The organism is Corynebacterium sp. H113, assembly GCF_037572315.1.
In the GTDB taxonomy this organism is placed as follows: Bacteria; Actinomycetota; Actinomycetes; order Mycobacteriales; family Mycobacteriaceae; genus Corynebacterium.
This window is the reverse complement of the sequence record NZ_JBBHKZ010000002.1, coordinates 616,953-642,224: the sequence shown is the minus strand read 5'-3', so window position 1 is coordinate 642,224 and position 25,272 is coordinate 616,953. Positions and strand designations below refer to the sequence as shown.

Genomic DNA, 25,272 nt, shown 5'->3' with positions numbered 1-25,272 from the left:
GGCGGTGAGTTTACCCCATCATGATTTCGTTCATGTTTACTTGGTGGCTCCCGCTGACACGTGAGAAACGCTCTGGGAAACATGTCAGAACAATGACCTGTGAATCGTGGCCGGCCCTTGCCAACGCATTGTTCATTTTGCGGAGTCGAGCTGGGTCGGAGTACCCAAGTGAATCATCAATAATGACCGGTGCACCCGCATTCCCGTCCATCAAACCGGCTGCTGCGAGACGCAGCAGAATATCGATCTGCTCTTTCGCGCCGCCAGACAGCTCACTGAACTCGAAGGTCCCATGTGGGGTCGTTCGCGATTGGATAGCCAAATCATCGGTCAATTCGTAGCTGACATCGTGGCCGAAAAGATCCCTCCCGTATTCCTTCAGTTTGTTTGTCAGTGGTTCGCTGATTTTTTCACGGGTATCCCTGCGCGCCGACAACAACGTTTCATACAAGAGCTTGGCGGCACGCGCGCGACGCGTCACTGCATCGTACGCGCGCTGAGCACGCTGCAATTCTCCTTCAGCAGCATCTAACTCTTCAAATGTGCCGGCTGCCGCATTGAGTTCACCTGTGATGACGAATCGACGCTGAGCGTCTCGACTCTGATCAGCTTTGAGGTTCTTGAGATTCTGCCGCGCGCCATCAAGCGACATTGCTGCATCGTCGGTATCAAGATCTTTGCGCTTCTTCTCCGCTTCTGCCAGCGCCTGAGCTGCCGCTTCCGCAGCTGACTTTGCCTGCAGATATTCCCCAGTTACGTCCGAATCACTCGCTTTTTCACGCGCTTCGGTCAATTGTTCGGCAAGTTGCTTCGCTGTGTCTGCCTTAGCCTGCGCTTGTGCGACAGCGATGTGCTGTTTCGTCAGCTTCGGGCGCGTCGATACTCCACGCGCTGTCGCATTCGCTTCTTGGAACTTCGCGACGGCCTCCACCTCGATTTCTTCAGACTCATCAGCTGCAGCGCGAACATCGTGAAGCGTGCCGGTGGAGTCGGGTTCCGGCTCATCCGGGCACAGCTCTGCCCATTGCTCGGCCAGGAACTTTCGATCAGCATTCAGTCTCGCGAGCTGACCGTCGAGTTCAGCCTTTCGCGCTTTCATATCCTCCACAGATTGTCCGCGCAGTTCACCGTTGAGTACGTCTTCGGCGCTCTTTTGGGCCACCACTGCTTCCCGACGTTCCTTGGCCTTATCCTCCGCATCGTTGAGGTCCGTTGCTCCGAGTTCACTCAGGAGCCGGTCAAGCGTGGCTCGAGCATCTTCGACACCAGACTGAGCGTCGGACAAGCTCATACCAGGGGAAACAGTGAGGGTGACATCGCCCACCACAATTTCCGTGTCAGTGCTCACTGCCTTCTCGAGCACTTCGCCCGTCACGTCCTGTGGCACACCATCGATACGCACGGTGGTCGGAGAAGTCGCAGTGAGTGCTACCTGCGGGCTGTTTGTCTCCAGAATACCAACGGCCGACTGCCACACCGTGTGTGCCTGTCGAACGCGCGTGATGTCCTCTTCTGTCACCGTGAGCGCCGCCAAACGGGTGTGCGCCTGCCTCACGACGTCGTCAAGTTTGTGCACACGGGCCAGCGATGTGACGAGGTCGTGGATGCTCGCAGTGGTTTCAAAACGCTTGACCTCGCATTGAAGAATGCGTCGGATGAGAGTCGCACGATCAGACGCGGTCTTGGCGGATTCGACTGCAGCAGTGGCTTCGTCGATGTGACGCTGCTCTGCGCTGACTTCCTCGGTCAATTGCTCCACTTCCTGCTGCGCTTCCTGCGCTTCCTTCTCTGCAGCAGCGACCTGATCCTTCAGTGAGACGCGCTGTTCATGGGCACTCTTAGCCGCCTCAGCGTTCGAGTTGGCGAGCTTAAAGTGGTTTTTCGCGGTCTCTTCAACCTGGATAAACTCTTTGAGCTCATCCACCGCTGCTTGCCAATGCTCTACCTCGCGCTCTGCCTCCGGCAACTTCTCCGCAAAATCTCCTTGTCGTTCATCGATTTCAGCTGCTTCTTGGACTTTGTCGTTGATGGCAGCAGCGGCAACAGTGGCATCTTCGACTCGCTGTTTGGCTTCTTCCAGCGCAGCCTTCGGTTTCGTCAAAGCTGTGGCTTCTCTGCCTTTAGCTGAGTAGTACTTCAGGTACTCAGCGTGTACTGCCTCGATGGTGGTTTGCTCTGACTTCGTCTCGATTCGCCCACCGGATGCCTCCTGCAGCGCATTGGTGATTGGCGCATGCGCACCCATTGACAGCACCGTTTGTGCCTGGCCTTGCTTTGCGACGAACACATCCCACAAATGCTGAGTGCCTTCTGTTTCCAACAGATTCTTGAGCCAGGACTCGGCATCGTGGCCAGTAAAATTCTGAGGAGCTGGGCTAATCACACGAATCGTTGTCTCGGAACTCTTAGTGCCACCCGCGAACACCTTTCGCACGACAAACCTGGAGTCTCCCAGCGTCATGTCTAACTCCACAACAGGGGCTTTGTCGTTCAATGCAGGCCTTAGGCTTTTAACTTCCCGAGCCTGCGAACGCGATGGGAACTTCAACGCGGCATATACCGCATCGGCAATCGTGGATTTTCCAGCTTCGTTTTCGCCGGAAATGACAATTACCCCGGTGTCTGGGAGATCGGCGAAGTGCAGCTGCTCGATTCCGCGAACAGATGACAATTTGATGGAATGTAGTTTCATTGCTTAGTTACCTCCCACGATTCGTGCGAGCAATCCGAGTGCATCTACTGCTGCCGTTCGATCAGCCGCAGACAGGTCCGGGTTGTCACTGATCTGTTGCAATTCTTCGGCGGCTGCCAACGCAAATCCGGAAACACCCATTGCTGCAATATCGCCGTCCTCTGGCCGCACCGTTAAATCAGAACCACTACCCCGCTTGTACACGGCAGCGAAAACTGGAGCCAGGGCTGCAAGACGCCTATCAAAATCAGCCTTTTGTGCCAGTGTCACTGTTCCGAACAACGAGTACTTAATGCTTGTCCTGTCTTTATTCGGAAGTAGCTCCAACTGCTCGAGCCACTCTTCAACTTCCGCAAAATCGGCAAAATCTCGGGTATGCGCCTGGAACTCCCATTCACCTACCTTGTGTTTCGCTACTACCGGAGCACTTGTGCCATCGATCTCAACAACAAGCACATTGCCGGAATCCGACTCGACATCGTCATAATCGGTAGTTTCATGAGCGCCGGAAAACCACATATATCCACGACTATCGAGCTGCCGCGTCGAATGCGAGTCTCCCACAGCAATGTATTGGACAAGCCCATCCGAAATAGCCTTCTCCGCTGCCTCGAGCGACAGGCTCGCACCTGCATCTCCGCCAAACCCCTCAACCTGACCGTGAGCCACGACAATCCGCGGATAATCAATCGGCTGCAAATCAGCCAGTGTTTCTTCAAAGTCTCGCGGATCACCCACCTTGCTTGTCAGCGGGATACCAACAATCTCCACGGTGCCCCGCCCGCTCTTATGTGTGACGACGTTCTCACCAGGCTTCAACACCACCAACGACGCGCCATCGCCAGAGGTAGAGCTCTGTGGAAATGGGTCTCTCCGATATATCGACGATGCATCGTACGCATCGTGATTGCCCGGCAACAGATAGACAGGAACCGGCAAACTACGGAGACGCTCCATCGCTCGACCTACATCGCGCGCAGGTAGCGTGTTCGAATCAAATACATCGCCGGCCACCACGATGAAGTCAGCGTCTTCTGCGAAAGCTACTTCCCCGATACGGTCAATCGCCGCCAACCGAGCTGCACTAAACCGAGCCTGGGAATCTCCATCTTCGCCGGTTAGAAACCAACGAGTCATGCCGAGTTGCCAATCCGACGTATGGATGAACTTCACTGTGTTGGTCCCTCTCTATCGGCGAGCTCTTGACATGACTGGAGATGATCCCAACATTCTTCCAAGTCAGAGACTGCTCGCAATGTCTCGCGTGGAAGAACGCAAGTTGGCCGCAACGCTTCGTGCAGCAACACCTGGTCGGTTTCTTTCAGCACATTGATGGGTTCCGGCTGTGGAAGTTCCACTCTAGGAAGATCTTTACCCCAAAAGTCGGATTCGACGATTCGAACAGGTTGTTGACCAAATTGAATTCGAGGCGGAGCCATCAGCTTGTTACGTGCCGTCTCAACTTTTTGTCGCTGTCGCGCAGCTTTCTCCCTCAACAGTCGTTGAAGATTCGATTGGAGATCTGATTCCCGTAGCCCTCGGAGCTCAAACACACGAAGTGGCTCGTCGTCGACATCCCGAGCTGCATATGCGACAACCGCGATGGCATGTTTACACACCGCAGTGTGATCAGGGCAAGTGCACTGACAGACGATTTGTTCGTCCTCGTCGCTTAAGAGTTCAGCAATTTTGGATTCGGGCAACACTCCCCGCTTGCTGTCCTCAATTGTGCTGGGGTTATCCACCATCCACGTCAACAACTGAGTCACGTCGGTAGTATCTCGATGTGGCAATCTAATTACGACCGTAAACGGGTCCAACTGGGTACCTTCGACTTCACCGACGACCACCTTGTCGCTCAGCGTCGCGCCAAGGACATGCCCGTCCGCAAAATACTTCTCTCCACGTCGACGGCGACCTTCATCAGCATGCTTTACGACGCCGTCGTACAACGCCTGGGCGATAGGTGTGTGAAAGGCAACCTTGCGTGTCCGGACATTCGCGCGCTTCTGTCCTTTACGTGCGCCTGTACCGTTGCGACCGGCACGCCCGGAAAAGTCCGCATAGATGACGTTATCGCCCCAGGTGATGTCCTGGTCTTCTCCGCGTGTGCTCATTCTTCGTCACCCCAGATACGTTCCGCCAAGTCGATCCAGTTCTTTTGTTGTTGCTTCTTGTTTTCCCACCGTTGTTCAACGTCCGCCGCCAACTGAGTGGCTCGCGTCTTGTCTAGCCTCCACATTGAGTGCAACTGATCCATGGTCATTTCGGTGAGTTTGGTTTCTCCTGCTTGAACCACGGCGTCGGCAAGTACGGATTTGTCGAAGATGAGCTCATCAATGCGCTCTTCTAGCGTTCCAGCAGCGACAAGTTTGTGCACTTTCACATCCTTAAGCTGGCCGATGCGGTAAGCACGGTCCGTCGCTTGGTTTTCCACGGCGGGATTCCACCACCGGTCCATGTGAACAACATGATTAGCTGCGGTGAGGTTGATGCCAACACCAGCTGCGAGTGTCGATAGCACCATGATTGGAGGTCCATCCGACGAGTTGAAGAGTTCCACCGCTTGTTCGCGCTTGTTTGGCGTGAGCTGTCCCTTAATGAACGGAACTTCGACCCCACAACGCTGCGACAAGTACGGCGCCAGCATATTTCCGAACTCCACGAATTGAGTGAACACCAAGACCTTTTCGCCTGCATCTAAAGCAGCGTCAATGATGTGATCCAGCTCGATCAGCTTTCCGGAGCGGTGCTGTCCTCGATCCAAAATCTGAGAGCCGTCACTTTGATAGTGCGCCGGATGATTACAGATCTGCTTAAGCTTCGTGATTCCTGCCAGAATCACGCCCTTCTTCTTAACTCCCTTGGCTGCATTAACGTGCTCTTCAATATCTTTGACGCATCCTTCGTACAAAAACGCCTGTTCTGCTGTGAGAGCAACATGAACAGTCTGCTCATCCTTATTGGGCAAGTCAGGCACGATTGCCGGGTCAGTTTTCATCCTGCGGAGCACAAACGGCGATGTGATACTGCGGAGCAGTTCAAGCTTTTCTTCATTGCCATCACGCTCGATGGGCATAGCAAAGCGCGACCGAAATGTTCGTGCCGAACCCAGCATCCCCGGATTACAAAAATCCATGATGCTTCTCAGCTCACCGAGATTGTTCTCGACGGGGGTTCCCGTCATGGCAATTCGTTGGCGCGCCGGAAATGACCGCAATGCGCGGAACGCTTGCGAATTTGGATTCTTAATCGCCTGGGCTTCATCGGCGATGATGTGTTCCCATTCAACCGCCCCGAGCTCGACAGCATCCCGTGTAGCGACTCCGTACGTCGTCAGCACGATGTCGTGTTGCGCGATGAAATCCTGAAGTTGATCACCATTAGGGCGATTGCCTCCGTGCAACACACCTAACCGCAGTGTCGGGGTAAACGTTGCTGCTTCCTTCGCCCAATTGCGGAGGACTCCCGTTGGTACGACCAACAACGTGGGCTTAACCTCACGTGTTTCTTTCTCATACTGGAGCAACGTCAAGATTTGAACAGTCTTGCCCAAACCCATGTCATCGGCCAGAATCACCCCGAAACCCGCAAGGGACATCCAGGCTAGCCAGTTCACGCCCCGCTGTTGATAGTCTCGCAGTTGCCCTACAAAACCCGCTGGCACTGGCACGTCGACATCGCGTTCCAGCCCATCTTCAGTGTTGAAGGCTTCGCGCAGCCACCCCTCTCCTTCAACAGTCACCGGCACAGGGGCTGCCTGCTCCGCACCGCCGTCGAAACGCAGCTCCTTCAGAGTTGCTGAACCAGCTCCTATTTTCTCGCCAGCCGCGGTCTGCTCCTGCAGGAAACGTAACGCGTCTCGAGTTGCCCGAGCATCGGCGTGAACCCACTTATCGCGTAACTTAACCAGCCCGCTGCCCGACTTCGCCAGTGTCCTCAGCTCAGCCTCCGATAACTCGGTATCGCCAATAGACAGCTTCCACTGGTACTTCACAAGTTGGTTGAACCCCAGACGTGGTTCCTGAGCACCTGGTGCCGCACCCGTCGGTTCCAACTCTTCGGTCTTGGTCACCAACTTCAACGATGGCTCACCCTCAAGCCACGCCTTCGGCAACATTACGTCGATGTTTGCCGCCCGCAGCTTCTCAACGCCACCTCGGACCAACTCCACAACCTGGCCAGCAGTTAACAGAACATCAAGACCATAGCCTTCCGACGGCGCGGTTTCGAAAGGGGGAAATGCCTTTTGTGCAGCATGAAGTTGCGGACGTAACTGCTTCAGCACACTCGGCTTGCACAACTGAGGATTCAAACGATCAGGTGCTGACACGCCTACTCGGTAATAGATACGGATGGACCACAAAGCGTCGTCGTCATGAGCAGGTTCTTCGAGCACGAAAATCAGCTGAATGTTGTCGGTTGCGGCAGAGCCTCGCCACTTAGCTAAGTCCGCAGCAACTGAGGCACTGGTTTTTCGCAGGGCCTCAGAACTGACTAATGACCGAACAAAGCCTTGCCGAGCTGACACCGGTGTATCCATATCTGACAACAACACATTCACCGTCCAGTGAAACAGGCGCTGCAACAGATCCTCGACCACAGCTTTACCTCCATTGGCTACCACCACGGGCGGTGTTCGCTCGATGACTTGCGCCCGCCACGACATTTCCTGGAGACCGTCAACCATGCGCCATTGTGGCCACCATTCATTGTCCTCCCACACCACAGCAACAAGCGCGCGACCTGCGAGCGCCCACCGTTCTAGCCCCTGTGCCACGTCCACGAGAAAGCGCAGATCTGGTGCCATTGCAGGCGAAAATGTGTGATTTCGGAGCTGCACCAACAACGCAACGGCGTCATCCGAAATGAAATCCCAGGTTGGAATCACGCGTCGAACGTGTTTACCCTTAGGGGTCTGTAGTTGCACTTCGTGCCGGCCCCGAGCGACACCGTCGACAACACTGAAAAGTTCGCGTTCTTGCGCTGGTACCTCAACATCGCTGAGGGAGGCCATTAGCCTATGTCCGTCGAGTTTCTCGACCCACAGGCTCAGCCCGGCCTCCGGCAACCACAAACCATGCAGCACAAACACGGGAGAATCCCTTGAATTTTTGTGCTCCATGCCAGACATGGTTCTGATTGTGCCATCTCCTCCGGATCGGGTTTTAGGAATCCCCACCGGAAACAACAAGCAATCGAACAGACATTCTATTTTCTTCGTATTCTACAATTGTTTCAAGAATGCAAGTAATTAGATTAAGTAATAAATGCACCAACTACCCTGCGTCAGCACACCAGCTGGCTATTGAGGAGTAAACCTCATGGAACAACAAACGTGGTTCCTGATAGCAATTGTCATCTACCTACTGGCCATGCTGTATATCGGCTGGACCGGTTGGCGGAAGACCCAACAGTACGACGATTACATGCTCGGTGGCCGTGGCCTCCATCCATTCGTCGCCGCATTGTCGGCTGGCGCGTCCGATATGTCCGGTTGGCTACTCATGGGCCTGCCCGGCGCGATCTACCTAACTGGCCTGAACAAAACTTGGATTGCCGTTGGCTTGGTCATTGGCGCGTGGCTGAACTGGAAGTTCACGGCACCGAGGCTTCGTACCTATACCAAGATCGCGCGTAACTCGATTACGGTTCCGTCATTCTTGGAGAACCGTTTCCATTCCAAGTCGAAGTTCTTGCGCGTTGCTGCCGGTCTCATCATTCTGGTCTTTTTCACCTTTTACGTATCCTCCGGCATGGTCACCGGTGGCCGTTACTGGGAGTCCACATTTGACGGCAACTACCTAACCGGCATGCTGCTCGTCGGAGGCATTACCGTTGCGTACACCTTGTTCGGTGGCTTCTTGGCGGTGTCATATACCGACACTGTTCAGGGCATCATCATGTTTTTGGCTCTCATCATCGTGCCAACTGTTGCTTTTATTACTTTGCTTGGCGACGCATCTGCAACCGACCTGCTCACGTGGCCAGCAAACAACCCATATGAAGGTGCTGAATCTGCACCAAGCATGGACTGGTTCAACCCGTTCTTGGGGGTTCCTGCAATCACCATTATTGGCCTGTTGGGCTGGGGTCTGGGCTACTTTGGGCAGCCACACATCATCGTTCGCTTCATGGCACTTCGTTCCTCGAAGGATGCGGTCGAGGGACGCCGTTGGGGCATCGGCTGGCAGTTCATTTGCATGCTCGGTGCGGTTTTCGTTGCAATCATCGCGACGGCGTTCTTCCCACTGCGCTCCGACGCGGTCGTTACTGATCGCGAATCGTACGAAACCATTTTCTTGGATATGACTCGTGTTCTGTTCCACCCACTGATTGCAGGCCTGATTCTGACTGCTGTGCTGGCCGCCATCATGTCGACTATTTCTTCACAGTTGCTCGTCTCTTCGTCAGCACTGATTGAGGACCTTTTCAAGGGTGTTGTGAACAAGTCCTTGCGACCTCAGACGTACATGATGCTGTCTCGTGTCGCCGTCGCACTTGTTGCAATCGTGGCTGCGGTTATTGCCGCGAATCCGAATAGCTCGATTCTTGATCTGGTTGGCTTTGCGTGGGCTGGCTTCGGTTCTGCGTTTGGTCCTGTCATCATTGCTGCGTTGTACTGGCGCCGTCTCAACTCCTTGGGCGCTGCCGCTGGCATGGTCACAGGTGCTGTCGTGTCGTTCGCGTGGGGTATGAGCCCACTGACGGACACTTTGTATGAGATTGTCCCTGGCTTCGCTGCAGCGACAATCGTTATGATCGCTGTTTCCCTCCTCACTCCAGCTCCAAACGACAAGGTTCTTGCTGAGTTCGAAGAGGCAGCTGCCGAGGCAAAGCTCTAAGCACTACCTGCAGGTAATCCTGCACCCCGGGGAACCACTTCCCCGCCGACCGCGTCAGTATGGGTGTGAGCCACAATTTTCACTCCCACGCTGGGCGCGGTTTTTTACTGCCTAGACACTCACTCGTAGTCAGTTTCGTCATTGTTACTTGCCTGGCACTCATCGCAGCAGCCGCAATTGCCATCCCGCGAGTGCGATGGTGGCGCGAATTGCCTCGACGCGACGTCGTCACGCTGTTGGAATCCGTTCGCGTACAGCCGGAACGTATAACTATCACCGGGTATGAGCGCGAACTTTTTGGTGGCTGGAGTGTCGACGGCGCGTGTGATACTCGCCGGCGCGTACTCGTGAAATGGTTTGGTGGTTCTGAGTGCGTGCTTGACGAGGATGCCGCGATTGCAGATCCGTATTCAGGCGAGGAAGTGCTGTCCACTGAGGTTGATGTTGATCATGTTTATCCACTGGCAGCGGCGTGGGATTTTGGTGCTGCGCAGTGGGATAGCTCACGAAGACGCGAATTTGCGAACGACCTCGATGCGAATTTGGTGCCCACGATGAGCGCAATCAATCGAGAAAAATCGGATCTGACACCGTCCGAATGGATGCCTGCGCAGCAGGAACTCCGATGTGACTACTCTGCGCGTTTTGTTGCAGTCGCTGTGAAGTGGGAACTCGCTGTCTCGATGGACGATTGGTCAGTTATGGCCAAGTCCTGTGGAATCCGTGCGGTTCGTTAGACTCGTATCTATGAATCAGATCCTCATCATCGCTCATGTTCTGACAGCGATCCTGTTGCTCGGCCCAGTGACAGTCGCAATCTCCATGTTCCCGAAGCTCGCACTGGCAGCCCGCCTCGGCGAGCCTGGCACCGTTGGTGCTGCACGAACCATGCACGCTATCTCCCGCACCTACGGCATGATCTCTCTGATTGTTCCACTGCTTGGCTTTGGTGTGTTCTTCATGGACGTGCAGGGATACATCAAGAATGGCTTGCTGCACACGTCCATCACTCTCGCAATCATCGCGTGGGCGCTGCTGTTCTTCCTCATCATTCCTCGCCAGAAGAAGATGATGGCGGGCCTCGGCGTTGCTGACGACGATGAAGATGCGGACGATCCCGACTTCATCGCCCGCAAGGCCGCAGCCGACGAGATGGACTGGGACAAGGCTAAGGGGCAGCTTGCCATGTTCTCCGGTATCTTCTCCGCAATCTGGGTTGTCGTCGCAGTATTGATGTTCTACCTGTAAGCGCACGCCTTTTCCGCGTACTCCCCGCCCCTAGTCTCCAGCAAGTGGATGACTGTGGGCGGGTTTTTCGTTTTGGCTTATCCCCGAGTGGCTTGGTCGTATCATCACTAAAAGCATCTCCTAATCCGAGGAAATGCTCATTATCAGACGGCCGATGACACGTAAGGGGTCACAATGTCTAACAATCACGATCGACAACCGCAGTTCGATCGACCACCAACGAACGAAACGCTTCCCCCTCTGGACAGCATCGCCGACGCTGCAATCCGTCGCGCTATGCGCTGGCTGAATCAGACAGAAACAAAAACAGAATTCGCTGGGTCGACAAATGCTCCCCGAGGCCATGGCCCTCCCGCATCCACCGATTCACCCGCTCAACCAAATTCGAGAATCGAATATGCCGCTGCGCAGCTAGCGAAGCTGGTGCACGATCCAGCAGGCGTCGACTTCACCATGACATTCGTCGACCGTGTTGCACGTCCTGAAGACAACAAGACTGCAGCTCGTCAGCTATCTCGTCTCACCACCAGCTCCGCCACCCCATCGTTCCTTTCTTCTCTGGATCGCGCGGCAATGAAACTCGGTGGCATTTTGTCCCAGCGCATTCCCGGCGTTGTCATGCCGATTGCTCGCAAGCGGATGCGCGATCTGGTCAACCACTTAGTGTTGGATTCCGAAGGGTCAGCCCTCCAAGAGCTTCTCGACGATGCCCACAGCCACGGTCGCCAACTGAATCTCAACCTGCTCGGTGAAGCAGTACTAGGCCGTGACGAAGCACAACGTCGGTTGCAGGACACCATCGAACTTTTGTCTCGTCCGAACGTTGACTACGTATCGGTAAAAGCATCCAGCGTTGTTTCACAATTGAATCCGTGGGATTTCGACGGCAGCGTCGACCAACTCATCGAGACGCTTCGCCCGCTGTACCGCATTGCAATGTCTGACCGTGAACGCCAGCCGTTCATCAACTTGGATATGGAAGAGTACCGCGACTTGGAGTTAACGCTCGCGGTGTTCGAACGCCTCATGAGCGAAGAGGAATTTCTTCCGCTGCATGCGGGAATCGTCATCCAGGCCTATTTGCCGGACTCCGTTGCCGCGGTGCATCGACTCGTGGAGTTCGCACAGCAACGCGTAACCGAAGGTGGTGCCCCGCTCAAGGTTCGCTTGGTCAAGGGTGCGAATCTCTCCATGGAGACCGTCGTCGCAGATGCTGAAGGATGGGAACGCGCTCCATATGCAACTAAGGCGGAAACGGACGCGAATTATCTCCGACTGCTTGATCTGCTGCTCCGCCCCGATATCGCTCCTCACCTGCGTGTCGGCGTCGCCAGCCACAACCTGTTTTCGATGGCGACCGCGGTCGAGCTTGCCCATGCTCGTGGGGTCGAAGACCAAATCGACGCAGAAATGCTGCAAGGAATGGCGCCACAACAACAGCAGGCAATCGAAGCAGAGGTTGGCCGATTAATTCTGTACACCCCAGTTGTCGATGTGCGCAGTTTCGACGTCGCGGTTTCCTACTTGGTTCGCCGGTTAGAAGAGAATGCAGCCGAAGAAAACTTCCTGCATGCAATGACCAGCAGCGACAATGACGACGCCATGCACGGGCAAATGCGTCGCTATCTCGCTGCGATCCATGACCGAAATTCAACAAGCACTAAGCCACGCCGCACTCAAGATCGTCGCTACGAAACCACTCCGGGAGTAGTGACGACATCACAGGCCAAGCGAGCGCAATCCACCACCGTTTTCACAAATGAGCCCGACACTGATCCTGCCTTGCCGGCTAATCGCGAGTGGGCTCGCAGCATTGTGGATATCACCTCTGATCCTGGACCTGCTGTTTCACCGCTCATCGATGATGTGGTCGATGTCGACGACATCGTCGCAAAGGCCGTTCGACTTCAGCCAGACTGGGCCGCTCGCGGTGGAGCGGGCCGCGCTGATGTATTGGAAGTCGTCGGAAAGCGTTTGGCTTCACGACGCAGCGACTTGTTAGCAGCAGCGATCCATGGACCCGGAAAGACTGTCGCCGAAACGGATCCTGAAATAAGCGAAGCCATCGACTTTGTGCGTTATTACGCGACAAGTGCACGCGAGATGGATCGCGAACCGGGCGTGGATTTTGCGCCACATCGCGTCACCGTTGTGTCGCCACCGTGGAACTTCCCCATTGCTATTCCTGTCGGTGGCATGACTGCGGCGTTGGCCGCGGGTTCTGCTGTTGTCATTGCGCCGGCACCACAGGTAGTTCGTGTCGCGGAAGTCGCGGTTGCTGCGTTACGTGATGGGTTGAGTGATGCCGGGGTCGATCCCGATCTCATCCAGTTAGCGAACACCGACGAGGCTGATGCTGGTCGTGCCTTGCTCACTCACGATGATGTTGATGCCGTTATTCTGACCGGCGCATCAGAAACCGCTGCGCTGTTCCGTGGTTGGAAACCATCACTTCCAGTGTTTGCAGAAACCAGTGGCAAGAATGCCATGATCGTCACTCCTGCTGCGGACCCAGATCTTGCTGCGGCTGATGTGGTGACCTCCGCGTTTGGTCATGCCGGACAGAAATGTTCGGCGGGTTCATTGGTCATTCTGGTAGGCGCGGCCGGCAAATCCGATCGTCTGCTCAATCAGATTCTCGATGCCACCAGGACTCTCCAGGTTGGTCACGGTCGTGTCCTCAGCACCGAAATGGGCCCACTCGTGGAACCACCTGGAGAGAAGCTCCACCGTGCGTTGACTTCCCTCGAAAAGGGCGAGAAATGGCTGGTAGAACCTCAACAACTCAATAGTGACGGCACGCTGTGGTCGCCGGGTGTGCGGGACAATGTCCAACCCGGTTCTTGGTTCCATATAACCGAGTGTTTCGGCCCTGTCCTCGGAATTATGCGAGCACCAGACCTAGACACGGCAATCGAATGGCAAAACGCAGTCGAATACGGATTGACCGGTGGCATCCACACTCTCGATTCCAACGAGGTTGCCTACTGGCTGGACCGCGTTGAAGTCGGAAATGCCTATGTAAATCGACATACCACGGGGGCGATTGTTCGTCGTCAAGCGTTCGGTGGCTGGAAAGGCTCATCTGTGGGGCCGGGTGCGAAAGCCGGAGGACCGAACTACGTAGCCCAGCAAGGCTCCGTCACGGATTCGTCGGAAGCCTCCGATGCGTTGGCACAGGCAACACCGACCAGACGTATCGGCCGCGTCGTGCGCGAATTGCAGGCAGTGCTCGGCGATGACGCAGACTACGTTACGACGGCTACCCACTCCGATGCGCACGCACTTGCGGTCGAGTTTGACCGACCTCGAGATGAATCTGGTCTCATCGGGGAAGCAAATGTCTTCCGCTATCGTGCACTTCCCGACGCAGTTGTCAGAGTTGCGGCAAATGCCAAGGTAGTAACTGTCACGCGCACCGTGCTGGCGGCGGTAGCTGCTGGGGAGGTCAGCTCGAATGCTGTCACCGTAACGGTGGCTCCCGATGTCGATGATGTAGTCACCGATGCCTTGGAGATCATCGTGCGGCATGGTTTGGCCGAAGTAGTCGTGGAATCGGACACCGCTTTTGTACAGCGAATTCGGGAGTCCGTATCCTCGCGAATCCGCTGCTGTGGAACGGTCAGTGACGAGGCTTTGAGCATCGCCGCTGAGAATGGAAGCTGGTTGGAACGTGCAGGCGTTGTGCAATCTGGAAGATTCGAAATGCTGCACTACCTCCGTGAGCAATCCATCTCGTGGTCGATGCACAGATTTGGCCATATCTCTGCTGACACCGACTCTGCTGTGACCGAAGCGCTGAATCTCTCTCGATGATTACGATGTTTCGCTAAGTCCAACCACATTGCTAGACAAACGAAAGAGCTACCTGGAGTTTCCTCCAGGTAGCTCTTTGGCGTTGTCAGACTGATGACAGTGTCAGAAGGCCGACGTTGTCAGGCAAGCTCCGTTAGCGCAGTACGCCTACAGCTCTCGGCCTGACACGGTACGTCTGCAACTGTTCGTGCTTAGTCGCGGTATCCACCACGACGATCATCACGACGACCACGGCCACCACGGAAGCCACCGTCTCGGTCGCCACGGTAGCCACCACGGCGGTCATCACGGCCGCGACCACGGTAGCCACCGTCTTCGTGATCGTCACGACGGCCACGGTAACCGCCCTCTTCGCGATCGTCACGACGACCACGGTAACCACCTTCGCGGTCACCACGTCCGCCACGACCACCACGGTCGCCACGGTCACGGCCACCACGGAAGCCTCCGCGACCGCCACGGCGATCATCGCGATCGCGGCCACGGCCGCCACCACGGCGATCTCCACCCCAGCCGCTGCCGTCGTCGACAGACGTGCCGTCGTCAGGCTGAAGCTGAATAAGCTCGCCGGAGATACGGGTATCAGAGAGGTTATTCAAGACCTCCTGAGGCAAGTTCGATGGCAGCTCGACCAGAGTATGGTCGCCGCGGATATCGATGTGTCCGAAGTCCTTTGACTCCAGGCCACCCTCGTTCGCAATTGCGCCAACGATTGCACCTGGGCGAACATGCTGACGACGACCGACATTAATGCGGTACGTGGTCATGCCTTCGCGATCGAACTGAACGCGATCCGTTCGCTTGCCCTCGCGTGCACCACGGGAACGACCATCACGGCCCTGGCGGGAACGCTCGCGGTCGAAGCGGTCGCGGTCATTGCCACGATCGTTACGACGTCCGCGAGGAGGCTCCTTCATCAGGAAGTCGCCGGACTGGGACTGGGAAGCAAGCGCTGCCGCGATATCGACCAATGGGGTGTCGTGTTCTGTCGCGTAGGTCTCGATCAGGTCCCGGAAGATGCTGACCTGTGGGTCTGCGAGAGCCTCGGTGATGTCATCAGCGAACTTCTGCTTACGAGAGTCGTTGACTTCATCCACGCTCGGCAACTTCATTTCGTGCAGAGAAGACTTGGTTGCACGCTCAATGGAGCGCAGCAGACGGCCTTCGCGTGGGGTGACGAACAACAATGCTTCGCCCGAACGACCTGCACGGCCGGTACGACCAATGCGGTGAACGTACGACTCGGTGTCGTGAGGAATATCGAAGTTAACAACGTGGCTGATGCGGTCAACGTCAAGACCACGAGCAGCGACATCGGTTGCCACGAGAATATCGAGGCGACCATCCTTCAGCTGATCGATAGTGCGCTCACGCAGGGTCTGTGGAATGTCACCGTTGATGGCTGCTGCGCTGAAACCACGTGCGCGCAGCTTCTCTGCAAGTTCTTCGGTCTCGTGCTTGGTACGCACGAACACAATCATTGCTTCGAACTCTTCGACCTCAAGAATGCGGGTCAGAGCATCGAGCTTGTTGCGGTGGCTCACCATGAGGAAACGCTGGCGGATGTTCTCGGCGGTGCGAGTCTCCGACTTAACAGTAATTTCCTTTGGATTGTTCAGGTACTGCTTCGACAGGCGACGAATGACTGCTGGCATCGTTGCCGAGAAAAGTGCAACCTGCTTGTCCTCTGGAGTGTCCGCCAGGATGCGCTCAACATCTTCCTGGAACCCCATCTGCAGCATCTCGTCTGCTTCGTCGAGAACGAGGAATCGCAAGCCGGAGATATCCAACGAGCCCTTCTGGAGGTGGTCGATCACACGGCCTGGTGTACCAACGATGATCTGTGCACCACGGCGCAGGCCTGACAACTGAATGCCGTATGCCTGGCCACCATAAATTGGGAGCACCTGAATGCGACCCAGGTGGTCTGCGAAAGACTGGAAGCTGTCGGCGACCTGCAGTGCAAGTTCACGCGTTGGAGCGAGAATCAAGGCCTGTGGGGAGCGGTTTCCTTCGTCAATACGAGCCAGGATTGGCAGCGCGAATGCTGCGGTTTTACCGGTACCGGTCTGTGCCAGTCCGACTACATCGCGGCCATCCATCAAAGTTGGGATGGTTGCAGCCTGAATTGGGGATGGCGTTTCGAAGCCGACCTTCTCGACTGCCTTTACAACAGCGTTTGGAAGTCCCAGGTCAGAGAACTTTACGCCGTCCTTTTCGGACTTCTTTTCCTTGTTAGCTGTTGCTTCTTCTTTTTCTTCTTTTACTTCTGCAGCTTCTGTTACTTCAGTGGCTTCTGCAGTTACTTCTTCGTTCGCAGCTGGATTTTCCTCGGAGGGAACCTCTACAGCGACGTCGCTATTTTCAGTGTTTTCGATGATCTCGACGTTCTCAGTATTCTCGTTATTCTCTTCCACAACGCTGTTCTCTACGTCAGCGGTTTCAACATTCTCGTTGTGGTTATTCATTTCTTCGTTGCCCATCTGGGTCTCTCCCTGGGCCTCTAGGGCCCCATCAGCGGCCTCTGCCGCGTTCTCAGTCTTCAATTTCCCTACTTCATGGACCGCGTCGGTCCGCCCATCATCAGCGTCCAAAGACTCGCTGTTTTCCCAATTCTCCGCCGCTTCTTCCATAGGTACATCTGCAGCGCTGTCTGCGCCTAGTACGTCATCGATGGAAAGTGGAGCTTCGCTTTGCGAGCTGTCCGTGGATACCGATTCGTTCCCATTTTCCGGCTGGTTTTCGTTGCCGGACCCGAAATCGGTTGTGCACATTGCTTCACCAGGCTACTCGCTTTGACAACCAAATGGCGATTCTTCCCACACCCGGGGTTTATGGGAGTAACCCCGTCTTCCTGCATCTTTGTGGAAATGTGATGGGAATTACTACGCCTTTCGCTTCTCGACGAGCAGTGCCCGTGCACCGGTGTTATAACAATTCCTAAGTGCTTTTAGGGGGGAATAATTTTGATGAAGGCACGCTCTAAACTCATACCTTTTTCGCTGGCAGGATTAATTTCTGCCTCTTTGTTAATTGTCGGCTGCGCACCCAGTTCGAGCACTCCGACTTCTGCTTCCACAGGTATCACCGATCCCGAAACCTGGTCAATCGATCTATCTTCCGGCAACGATCAAGACAATTCTCGGACGTTTGCGCCTGACGGTACACCGTTGCCACCGGGTGTACTGCCGCCTAGTGAGAATCCGGCACCGGGATCTGCCCGACTGGGGCCCGATGGCCACTACGACTACTCGGCTGATGACTTCGTGCTGTCTGACCCATGTGATTCGCCGGAGTTAATGGAGAGACTTCGAGCACTCGGTTACGAGGAGATTGAAACTGCGATTGGGCGTGCTGACTTGCCTTGGCAACGCGGATGCCTGATTGGACGAGAAGGCAACGGAATTGCCGTCCTCAACCTACAAAACAGGAACCGCACCGACTACACACGAGATGGCTACGAGATCATCGAATCAACAGGACCGAGTGTGTCAGCACTCCAGGTTCCCCAACAATCTGCAATGGCAGACTCATGCTTTTCAGCAGTTGAAACTGAACAAGGCACTCTCGGTTTCACCGTTCCTTTTTCTGATGCGAAGCCCATTCAGCTGAGGTCTCAAGCTTGCAAGAAGGGGCTCGAGCTACTTCAGGAACTTCTTCAAGGTGATGCAAATGTTGTCGGCTAACCTGAGCACTGTTAACGCAGCTTCAGGCTCACTTGCGAACAGTGTCTTGCTAATGGAATCAGCAATCACGTCAGTCCCATCACTCGCAGGCTACTCACCCATTCCTTCGCTCCAGGCCGTTGCAACCCAGCATTCGTCAGCCATCATCGGAGCATCAGGATCAGCCACACTGGTCAGCGCTGCACTAGGTCGCGAAGTCGAGTGGGCAGCCACTAATCTTCGATCACTTTCCAATGTGATCAAGAGCCACGAAGACAGCGTTTCAGGTGCGCTCAATTCCATCAACACCAATGGTGGCGGAAGCCTAAATACCGGACTTGGTTTGTCTGCAATCACCGACTCGTTTGAAGGACGCCCACCGTTTAATCCCGGTGCCCTCGTATTTTCACCAGCGATGGTCGCCGGCGAAATCGGCCACGATGCCACCACTCTCCTATCCATGTTCAGCTCAACAAACGATGGAGCTGTCCTGGATGCGGTCGCTTACTGGACCGACTTCGCTTCGGCCATGACCGCTTTGGCATTGGAAATCACCGCTGCCTCAGAGCAGCTCATCGGCTCAAACGATGGCCTGGTGTTCGATACCGCTACCGCCACGCTTGGCACACTTGCGGATCGAGCAATAAACGTCGCAACGTCGGCAAGCACTATGGCCACACATTTGCAAGTCCTGCCTGCGGTGAAGGCGATGGCAGTCAACGCCTTGACTTCGATTGAAGCGCAATCAGCACTGATTGAAGATCCCGTGGCTCGCGAGCAGTTCGAACGCACCGAAATCGCAGCATTTCTCACGGGGCCGTACACGGCACAGCTGCAGGCGGCGGTTCCGAACATCACCAAGCTCACCGAGCCCAACATCAGTAGTGGAGCTGCAACGACAGTTCAAGCAGGCCTTAATGGACTCAACGGTCCCGCTGGAACCAGTACGAGTTTTGCACATCCCGACGGTTATTCCGGAGCGACTCACACCGCATCAGCCACAGCACCCGGCGCGACTTCCACCGCTTCTCCTACACCACTCGCCACTTCCATGACTTCCACTGGAACTCCAGGGAACGTGACGACGAACCCTGCCCTCGCAACTTCCTCACAGAACGGGTTGCCACAGCCGATAACTGGGCTCAGCTCGGCACCTCGAACACAGGGTACGGATATGCTGGGGATGCCGACGCACACGGCAGCAGCGTCACTGCCCAAGGTTGCTCCCGACGGCGCCTTGACATCGCCACAGGGTACGGCTCCCCACAGCACAAGCAGTCCGCACTCGATCTCACCTGTAATTGCGGGCCCTACTCCACTTTCCCACGGTGGCACGACTCACCAAGGTGGAGCCCGCCGACCAGGGAGTTTGAGCACGACCGGAGCACACAACTTAGCTAGGCAGCAATCGGCAACACCACAAACTGCAACACGAAATGTGCGCCCTGGAGCTATAGGTATCGGGCGCGGTGCGAATTCGGCATTTGGCAGGAGCGGACTGCCGACAGGTCGTGAGTTCCTGACGCAAACCGGAAACAATGGCTCACAGCAGACTCATCGGCCTCATCTCAACACCGGAATCCACAACCGAACTAGTATGCCCGGGGCATCCGGCACCCTTGGCTCAACTAATAACAATGGGGCTATTCGTGGCGCGCCAGGAACCCAGCAGGCCGGATCGCCACAACACTCCCGAAATCCCCACGGTTCTACCCTGCTCAGTGGAGGTGGCAGGGGCAAGGGAGATCGTCGAAACGCAATGGTTGAGGCAGTCCAGCACAAGGCAATACAGGATTTTGAGCAGAGTGAGTTCCAGCGCGAACTATTCGGTGATGAACCGGCAACTGTGCCAGCCGTGATCGGAGGCGAGTCAGTTACCGGGAAGTCGTAGGTGACACTGTGCACGGCGTGCTGGTCAGCGTTTCGCGACCGAACAGCCATGAAACGAACGCAGCCGCACCGATGATTCCGCAAGCAACGAAGCCGGCGCGATAATCAGCGACATCAACAATTGCGCCGACTACCAACGGACCTGAGATGGCACCGAAGTCCTGCGCCATCTGGTAGCTCGCCAACACGCGTCCACCTTGGCGATCCGAACCAATCACATCCGCCAAAACCGCCTGCTGGCTTGGATTAATCATGCCTGCGCCCAAACCAGACAGAGCGGATACGACAAGGAGGCTGATGTCGCCTGTCGTGAACCCCACGATTCCAACAAAGACTGCATTGACTGCAAAGCCCACGAGCAGCAGAGGTTTTCGACCAACCTTGTCCGATAGTCGCCCCGAGAACTGCAGAGCAGCCACGTTACCCACCGCGAAAGCGGTCAACGCAAAGCCCGCTGTGGCCGTCGCTTCTACCGCATTATCTCCTTTGGCGACACCAGCAAACGTCGCTGCAGCGAACAACGGGACGATGGCGACACGCACACCAAAGTTCGACCAGCCGTTAGCAAAACCACCTAGAAGCGCAGCACGGTAAGCATTGTCGCGCCAGGCTTCCGCAAAGTTCATCACCGGCGTCGTTCGCTTCGGCACAACATGTCGCAAGTGTTCTGGGTTTAAGCGAATAGCGACGATGATCGTCGCCACGATAAGTGCACCGCCGTAAACAAAGAAAGGGACGCGCATTCCCCACATACCCATGAAGGCACCAACCAAGGGGCCAAAGACATTGCCCAACAAGAACGCAGTGCCATACGCCGCAGAACAACGCCCCCGAATATCTGGTGGCGAGATCCGAATGATCAAGCCCATTGCCGAGACGGTAAACATCGTCGAACCGATGCCACCCAGTGCCCGAAAAAATAACAACTGCCAGTATGTTTGCGCGATGCCAACGAGGATTGTGGATAGTGCGACAATCGTCAGCCCCAAAAGATATGTATGCCGATAACCGACCCTATCTACCATCCGCCCCGACACCGGCGCGAATAGAAGTCGCAAGATCGAAAACGAACTCACGACAAAACTGGCGGCAAACACGGTCACATCGAAGCTGCGTGCATACTGCGGAAGAATCGGCGCGATCAGCCCGAACCCCAATGCAATCACAAACGCGGCGCTTACGAGCACCCAGATTTCTTGCGGAATCGCCGTCTTCGCAACTGCTTGACGACGATCCCTTCGGCCTTCACGACCCAACGACAAAGAAAACATTCCTCCTCTAAGAGGTTCCGCCACACGACTTGAACCTCATCCGCCACCCTAGTGAATCAATGCGTCAATGTAACGCTCGGATGAGGTCGCAGTCGCTAGCGAAGCGGGTACAGAACGGCTGTTATCAAAATGAATCGATCTGTAAAACGGGGGTTGCCCGCTATTGCGCTTCCAATGGTTTCCATTATTCAACAGTGCTAGCGTTACTGGGAAAATTAATTCCTAATATCGTTTTCATTAGTTGGGATTATTCAACAAATTTCTGCGACTGGAGATATGTATGGGATCGCCATCCACTGTCCGAAGAGTTGATTTGGACGGCCTGCGCGGACTGGCAATTGGACTGGTAGTTGTTTACCACGTATTCGTTGGTCGAGTCTCCGGCGGTGTGGACGTATTCCTCCTATTGACCGGGTACTTTTTCCTCAGCTCGCAAATGCGATACGCTTCGCGAGCCAATGCACTCATCAACCCGTGGTGGCCATTTTGGCGTACAGTCCGCCGACTGGTCCCATCACTTGTGATCGTGCTAGCAGGCATAGCAATCCTGATTTCTATTTTCACTCCGCAGCTCATCGCCGAGGACCTCACAAAACAGCTTCGCGCTGCCCTTTTTTACGTCTTGAATTTTGAGTTGATTTCACAAGATTCCGACTATGCTGCGGCTTCTACATCGGCGTCGCCCTTGCAGCATTTGTGGTCAATGTCGGTACAGGGTCAGTTCTATGTTTTCGCGATTGCATTAGGAACCGTTGCGACGCTACTTAATCGCCTATTTAGACTGCGAAATTCTGAGCGGATTAGCTTATTCGTAATTGGCCCGATACTGATCGCAATCACGATTGCATCTTTTTGGTGGGCATCACGCGATGGCCTGTACGGAACGATGGAAAGTTACTATTCCACGTTGTCGCGAGCATGGCAGCTCACGCTCGGTGGTGTGTTGGGGATCTATGCAAGTCGTATCCGCCTCCCTAAAGCCATTTCTGGTCCAGCAGCTGTCGTCGGCCTTTTCATGTTGGTCGCGACTGGTGCGGTCATTCCGACCACTCTCGCATTCCCTGGACCGTTATCATTGCTCCCGATCGGCGGTGCCGTGCTAGTGATTCTCTCCACTAGCGACGGCGTGGCTTCCCGGTTCCTCAGCACTCCATTCATGCAATGGCTCGGCCAAGTTTCATATCCGTTGTACCTCTGGCACTGGCCACTGCTGATCATCTTGACGCTATTCACTGGCTATTGGAAACCACCATTCTGGCTCGGAATCGGTGTCATTATGATCTCGATGGTTCTGGCCAATGCCACACATGCGCTCGTCGAAAAGCCCTTACAACAAGCGAAGAAGCGCCCCACCAAGGACTCCGAGCATTTGTTTCCGACGCAGGAGGAGCGACGCTCATTCTCGTTCCAAAGCAAGGCAACTGCAGCCGTTCTCATCACCGTTCTGGCAGTTTCCGGAGTGATGGCGCATTCGGGGTGGGTTGCTTACCTCACTAAGCTCGATGCAAAGCGAGCCAATCCTGAGACACATCCGGGTGCGATGAGTTTATTTGGAGTTTCTGCCCCCTCTGCAGAGCCCTTCCCGAAAATGGCTCCGCACCTTGGTACTCGTTCTTGGCGTGCAGGCTGCCTACTCCCACTTGATGCCAAACCCGATGAGTTCGTGGATTGTGAATATGGTGACACCAATGCTGAAGTCACTGTCGTTGTCGCGGGAAATTCGCATGCCGATACTCTCGTCGAGCCATTACACGACCTTGGGCGCGAGTATGGATTCAAGGTCATCCCGGTGATCCGTGAGGCGTGCTCCGTAACCTTCAAAGAATCTGATTTGGCCTCAGCAGATTGTGTCGAATGGTCGAAGATGGCCGCCCAGCGCATCGTGGATCTTGACCCGGACATGGTTGTCACTATGACAACTACCTCAACACGCGGTTGGCAGGACGATGCCGAGTGGGTCCTCCCTGGAGCCGAGGAGTTTTGGCAACAACTGGCCGATCACAACATTCCGATGCTCGGCCTGCGCGACAACCCACGGCTTTACGACGCCCGCATGAAACCATTCCATCCGAATGAATGCCTCGAACAGAAGGAGGGAAACATCCAGGAATGCACGGTCCCACGAGAGCGCATTTACAATCCAGAAAATCCTGCGGACCAGGTTCTGGCGCAGTGGCCAACCGCAATGTCAGTGGACACTGCCGAATGGTTCTGTCCTGGCGGATGGTGCATGCCCGTCATTGGCAACATCGTGGTCTATCGAGATCGCGACCACATCACCAACGCCTATGGCCGGTCACTTGAACCCGTGTTGTGGGAGTACTTGGGGCGCCACTTGTGGGCGACTGGCGCATGGGGCGACATTCCTGCTACCCCACCGCTAGAACAAGAGATCCCGGTGGAATCACTGCCTGAAGTACCGCTGCCTGAAGTACCGCTGCCTGAAGTACCGCTACAAGAGGCGCCAGATACCTTGGGCATTCCCGATGCCACCGTGGTGCCTGGCACCCCAACGCTGTAACGCTAATCAGCCGTAACGCCGTCCAGGCTGGCTAATTCCTAGCAGGATGCTAACTCAACGCGCAGGAATTAGTAGCACTTAGTTGTACAGCCCAACGAGGCTCTGCATCGTCGCATTCGCATCTACCACGGCCTGGTTTACTGCCTGGTTGGTGGCGTCGACAAGCGGTGCAACCTCAGCGGGAGCCTGCGGAGCAAAGTCTGCCGGCGCATTTACGAATGGAATTGCCGGAGATTCTGGCAGCGGAGCAAGTTCTTCCTGTGCCTGGTCAGGGTATGCAGGACCGTTGACCGCTTCCCATTCCTGGTTGTATGCCTGGTCTTCTTCCAACGTACGGAACTCAGACTGTGACTGATTGTTAGGTGTCACAGTGAAGTTCTCGTTGACCTTGCCATCCTCGATTCCGTAGGCCTCTTCGATCGCGACATCAGCGGCCTGGAAGCGGCTCAGTGGACCAACACCCATCGACGTCACACCGATAACTTCATTCGTTCGTGGGTCGTAGGCGTTTCCACCGGAATCGCCGTGGTCAATGCCCATTCCGACGGCCCAGACTCCATGTCGTGCACGGAAGACTTGGTAGCCACAGTTGCGGCCGGTACGCATGCCGTCGCTACAGATTGGCTCGCCGAAGTTGTCAACTGCGATCTCATACGGTTGCAGCGTACGACGATCGACAACTCCCACCATCTGCACAGGCTCACCGTGAACCTGTCCGTACTCATCACGAGATTCGCTGATCGACGTCACCTCGACACCATCAGCGGGACGAATGAAGGCATAGTCCGCCTGGTTGAACATTGAGTTGATGAGAACAATAGGACCGCCGAGAATCGCGCTGTCATCAATATCGCCCATGTTCACCACGTCTGCGGTGCCGATCAGAATGTCACCATCAGGAGTTGGTACGTACACATCTCCGGTGACCTTCGGCCCCACTCCAATTTCACGCTCCGCTTCGAGGCAGTGACCAGCCGTGAGAATGACTTCGCGTTCGTTGCCATTCTCATCGCGCACAGTTCCCGGCACACCAAGGGAGCAGCTTGGAGCTGAGATGAATCGACCGTTATCGATTGGGGTGTCTGGGAACGGCATCCGAATTGGCGAGCCTGGGCCCACAACGACTGCTCCTTCTGGTGCGGCGGTTGGAGCTTCTGGCGCAGCCGGTGGCGCGGTCTGCACAGGCTGACCTGGAGCTGCAGCGGAAGTTTCAGGTGCAGCTACTACAGCTGCGCTTGCTGCGATAGACGTTGCCGCTACTGCTGCCAGCAGTGCGGTGGTGGAGCGAATATTTTTCAAGATGACGGCCCTGCTTCCGGTGGTG

The 25,272-nt window shown here is 55.5% G+C and carries 14 protein-coding genes; 7 read left to right on the top strand and 7 right to left on the bottom strand.

What is annotated here, in order from left to right; genetic code table 11:
* Positions 1-10: 10 nt before the first annotated feature.
* The 4 genes from WG938_RS04090 to WG938_RS04075 are packed head-to-tail and all read right to left on the bottom strand — an operon-like array spanning position 11 to position 7,817.
* Positions 11-2,692 (bottom strand): AAA family ATPase, encoded by a 2,682-nt coding sequence (locus WG938_RS04090; protein ID WP_339977829.1) that lies wholly within the window; start codon positions 2,690-2,692, stop codon positions 11-13.
* Positions 2,693-2,695: 3 nt separating this feature from the next.
* On the bottom strand, positions 2,696-3,865 hold the full coding sequence (locus WG938_RS04085; RefSeq protein WP_339977827.1) for a metallophosphoesterase family protein: 1,170 nt from the start codon (positions 3,863-3,865) through the stop codon (positions 2,696-2,698).
* Positions 3,862-4,809, bottom strand: a complete 948-nt coding sequence (locus WG938_RS04080) for a hypothetical protein (RefSeq protein ID WP_339977825.1) — start codon at positions 4,807-4,809, stop codon at positions 3,862-3,864. The genes WG938_RS04085 and WG938_RS04080 overlap by 4 nt, the downstream gene beginning before the upstream one ends.
* Entirely contained in the window at positions 4,806-7,817 is a 3,012-nt protein-coding gene (locus tag WG938_RS04075) for a DEAD/DEAH box helicase (RefSeq protein WP_339977823.1), read from the bottom strand. The genes WG938_RS04080 and WG938_RS04075 overlap by 4 nt, the downstream gene beginning before the upstream one ends.
* Before the next feature lie 199 nt (positions 7,818-8,016).
* On the opposite strand from WG938_RS04075, the gene putP reads away from it, so the two are divergent.
* From putP to WG938_RS04055, 4 genes are all read left to right on the top strand, one after another.
* Positions 8,017-9,537: a sodium/proline symporter PutP gene (gene putP, locus WG938_RS04070; protein WP_339977821.1), complete on the top strand. Its 1,521-nt coding sequence runs from the start codon at positions 8,017-8,019 to the stop codon at positions 9,535-9,537.
* Between the two features lie 191 nt (positions 9,538-9,728).
* A complete protein-coding gene (locus WG938_RS04065) occupies positions 9,729-10,274 on the top strand; it encodes an HNH endonuclease family protein (protein WP_339977819.1) in 546 nt (181 codons plus the stop codon).
* Between the two features lie 10 nt (positions 10,275-10,284).
* Positions 10,285-10,785 carry a DUF2269 domain-containing protein gene (locus WG938_RS04060; RefSeq protein ID WP_339977817.1) on the top strand — a complete coding sequence of 167 codons (501 nt, stop codon included), beginning with the start codon at positions 10,285-10,287 and terminating at the stop codon, positions 10,783-10,785.
* A 174-nt stretch (positions 10,786-10,959) separates the two neighbouring features.
* A complete protein-coding gene (locus tag WG938_RS04055; RefSeq protein WP_339977815.1) occupies positions 10,960-14,601 on the top strand; it encodes a bifunctional proline dehydrogenase/L-glutamate gamma-semialdehyde dehydrogenase in 3,642 nt (1,213 codons plus the stop codon).
* Positions 14,602-14,792: 191 nt separating this feature from the next.
* On the opposite strand, the gene WG938_RS04050 is transcribed toward WG938_RS04055, so the two are convergent.
* Positions 14,793-17,084, bottom strand: a complete 2,292-nt coding sequence (locus WG938_RS04050) for a DEAD/DEAH box helicase (protein ID WP_445292893.1) — start codon at positions 17,082-17,084, stop codon at positions 14,793-14,795.
* Positions 17,085-17,567: 483 nt separating this feature from the next.
* Between WG938_RS04050 and WG938_RS04045 the strand changes: the two genes are divergently transcribed.
* Positions 17,568-18,287: a hypothetical protein gene (locus WG938_RS04045; RefSeq protein WP_339977813.1), complete on the top strand. Its 720-nt coding sequence runs from the start codon at positions 17,568-17,570 to the stop codon at positions 18,285-18,287.
* Between the two features lie 52 nt (positions 18,288-18,339).
* Positions 18,340-20,157: a hypothetical protein gene (locus tag WG938_RS04040; protein ID WP_339977811.1), complete on the top strand. Its 1,818-nt coding sequence runs from the start codon at positions 18,340-18,342 to the stop codon at positions 20,155-20,157.
* On the opposite strand, the gene WG938_RS04035 is transcribed toward WG938_RS04040, so the two are convergent.
* Entirely contained in the window at positions 20,141-21,427 is a 1,287-nt protein-coding gene (locus tag WG938_RS04035) for an MFS transporter (protein WP_339977809.1), read from the bottom strand. The genes WG938_RS04040 and WG938_RS04035 overlap by 17 nt on opposite strands.
* Positions 21,428-21,707: 280 nt before the next feature.
* On the opposite strand from WG938_RS04035, the gene WG938_RS04030 reads away from it, so the two are divergent.
* Positions 21,708-23,948 (top strand): acyltransferase family protein, encoded by a 2,241-nt coding sequence (locus tag WG938_RS04030; protein ID WP_339977807.1) that lies wholly within the window; start codon positions 21,708-21,710, stop codon positions 23,946-23,948.
* Positions 23,949-24,026: 78 nt separating this feature from the next.
* Here WG938_RS04030 and WG938_RS04025 read toward each other — a convergent pair whose 3' ends face one another.
* Positions 24,027-25,247: a hypothetical protein gene (locus WG938_RS04025; protein ID WP_339977805.1), complete on the bottom strand. Its 1,221-nt coding sequence runs from the start codon at positions 25,245-25,247 to the stop codon at positions 24,027-24,029.
* Between the last annotated feature and the right edge of the window lie 25 nt (positions 25,248-25,272).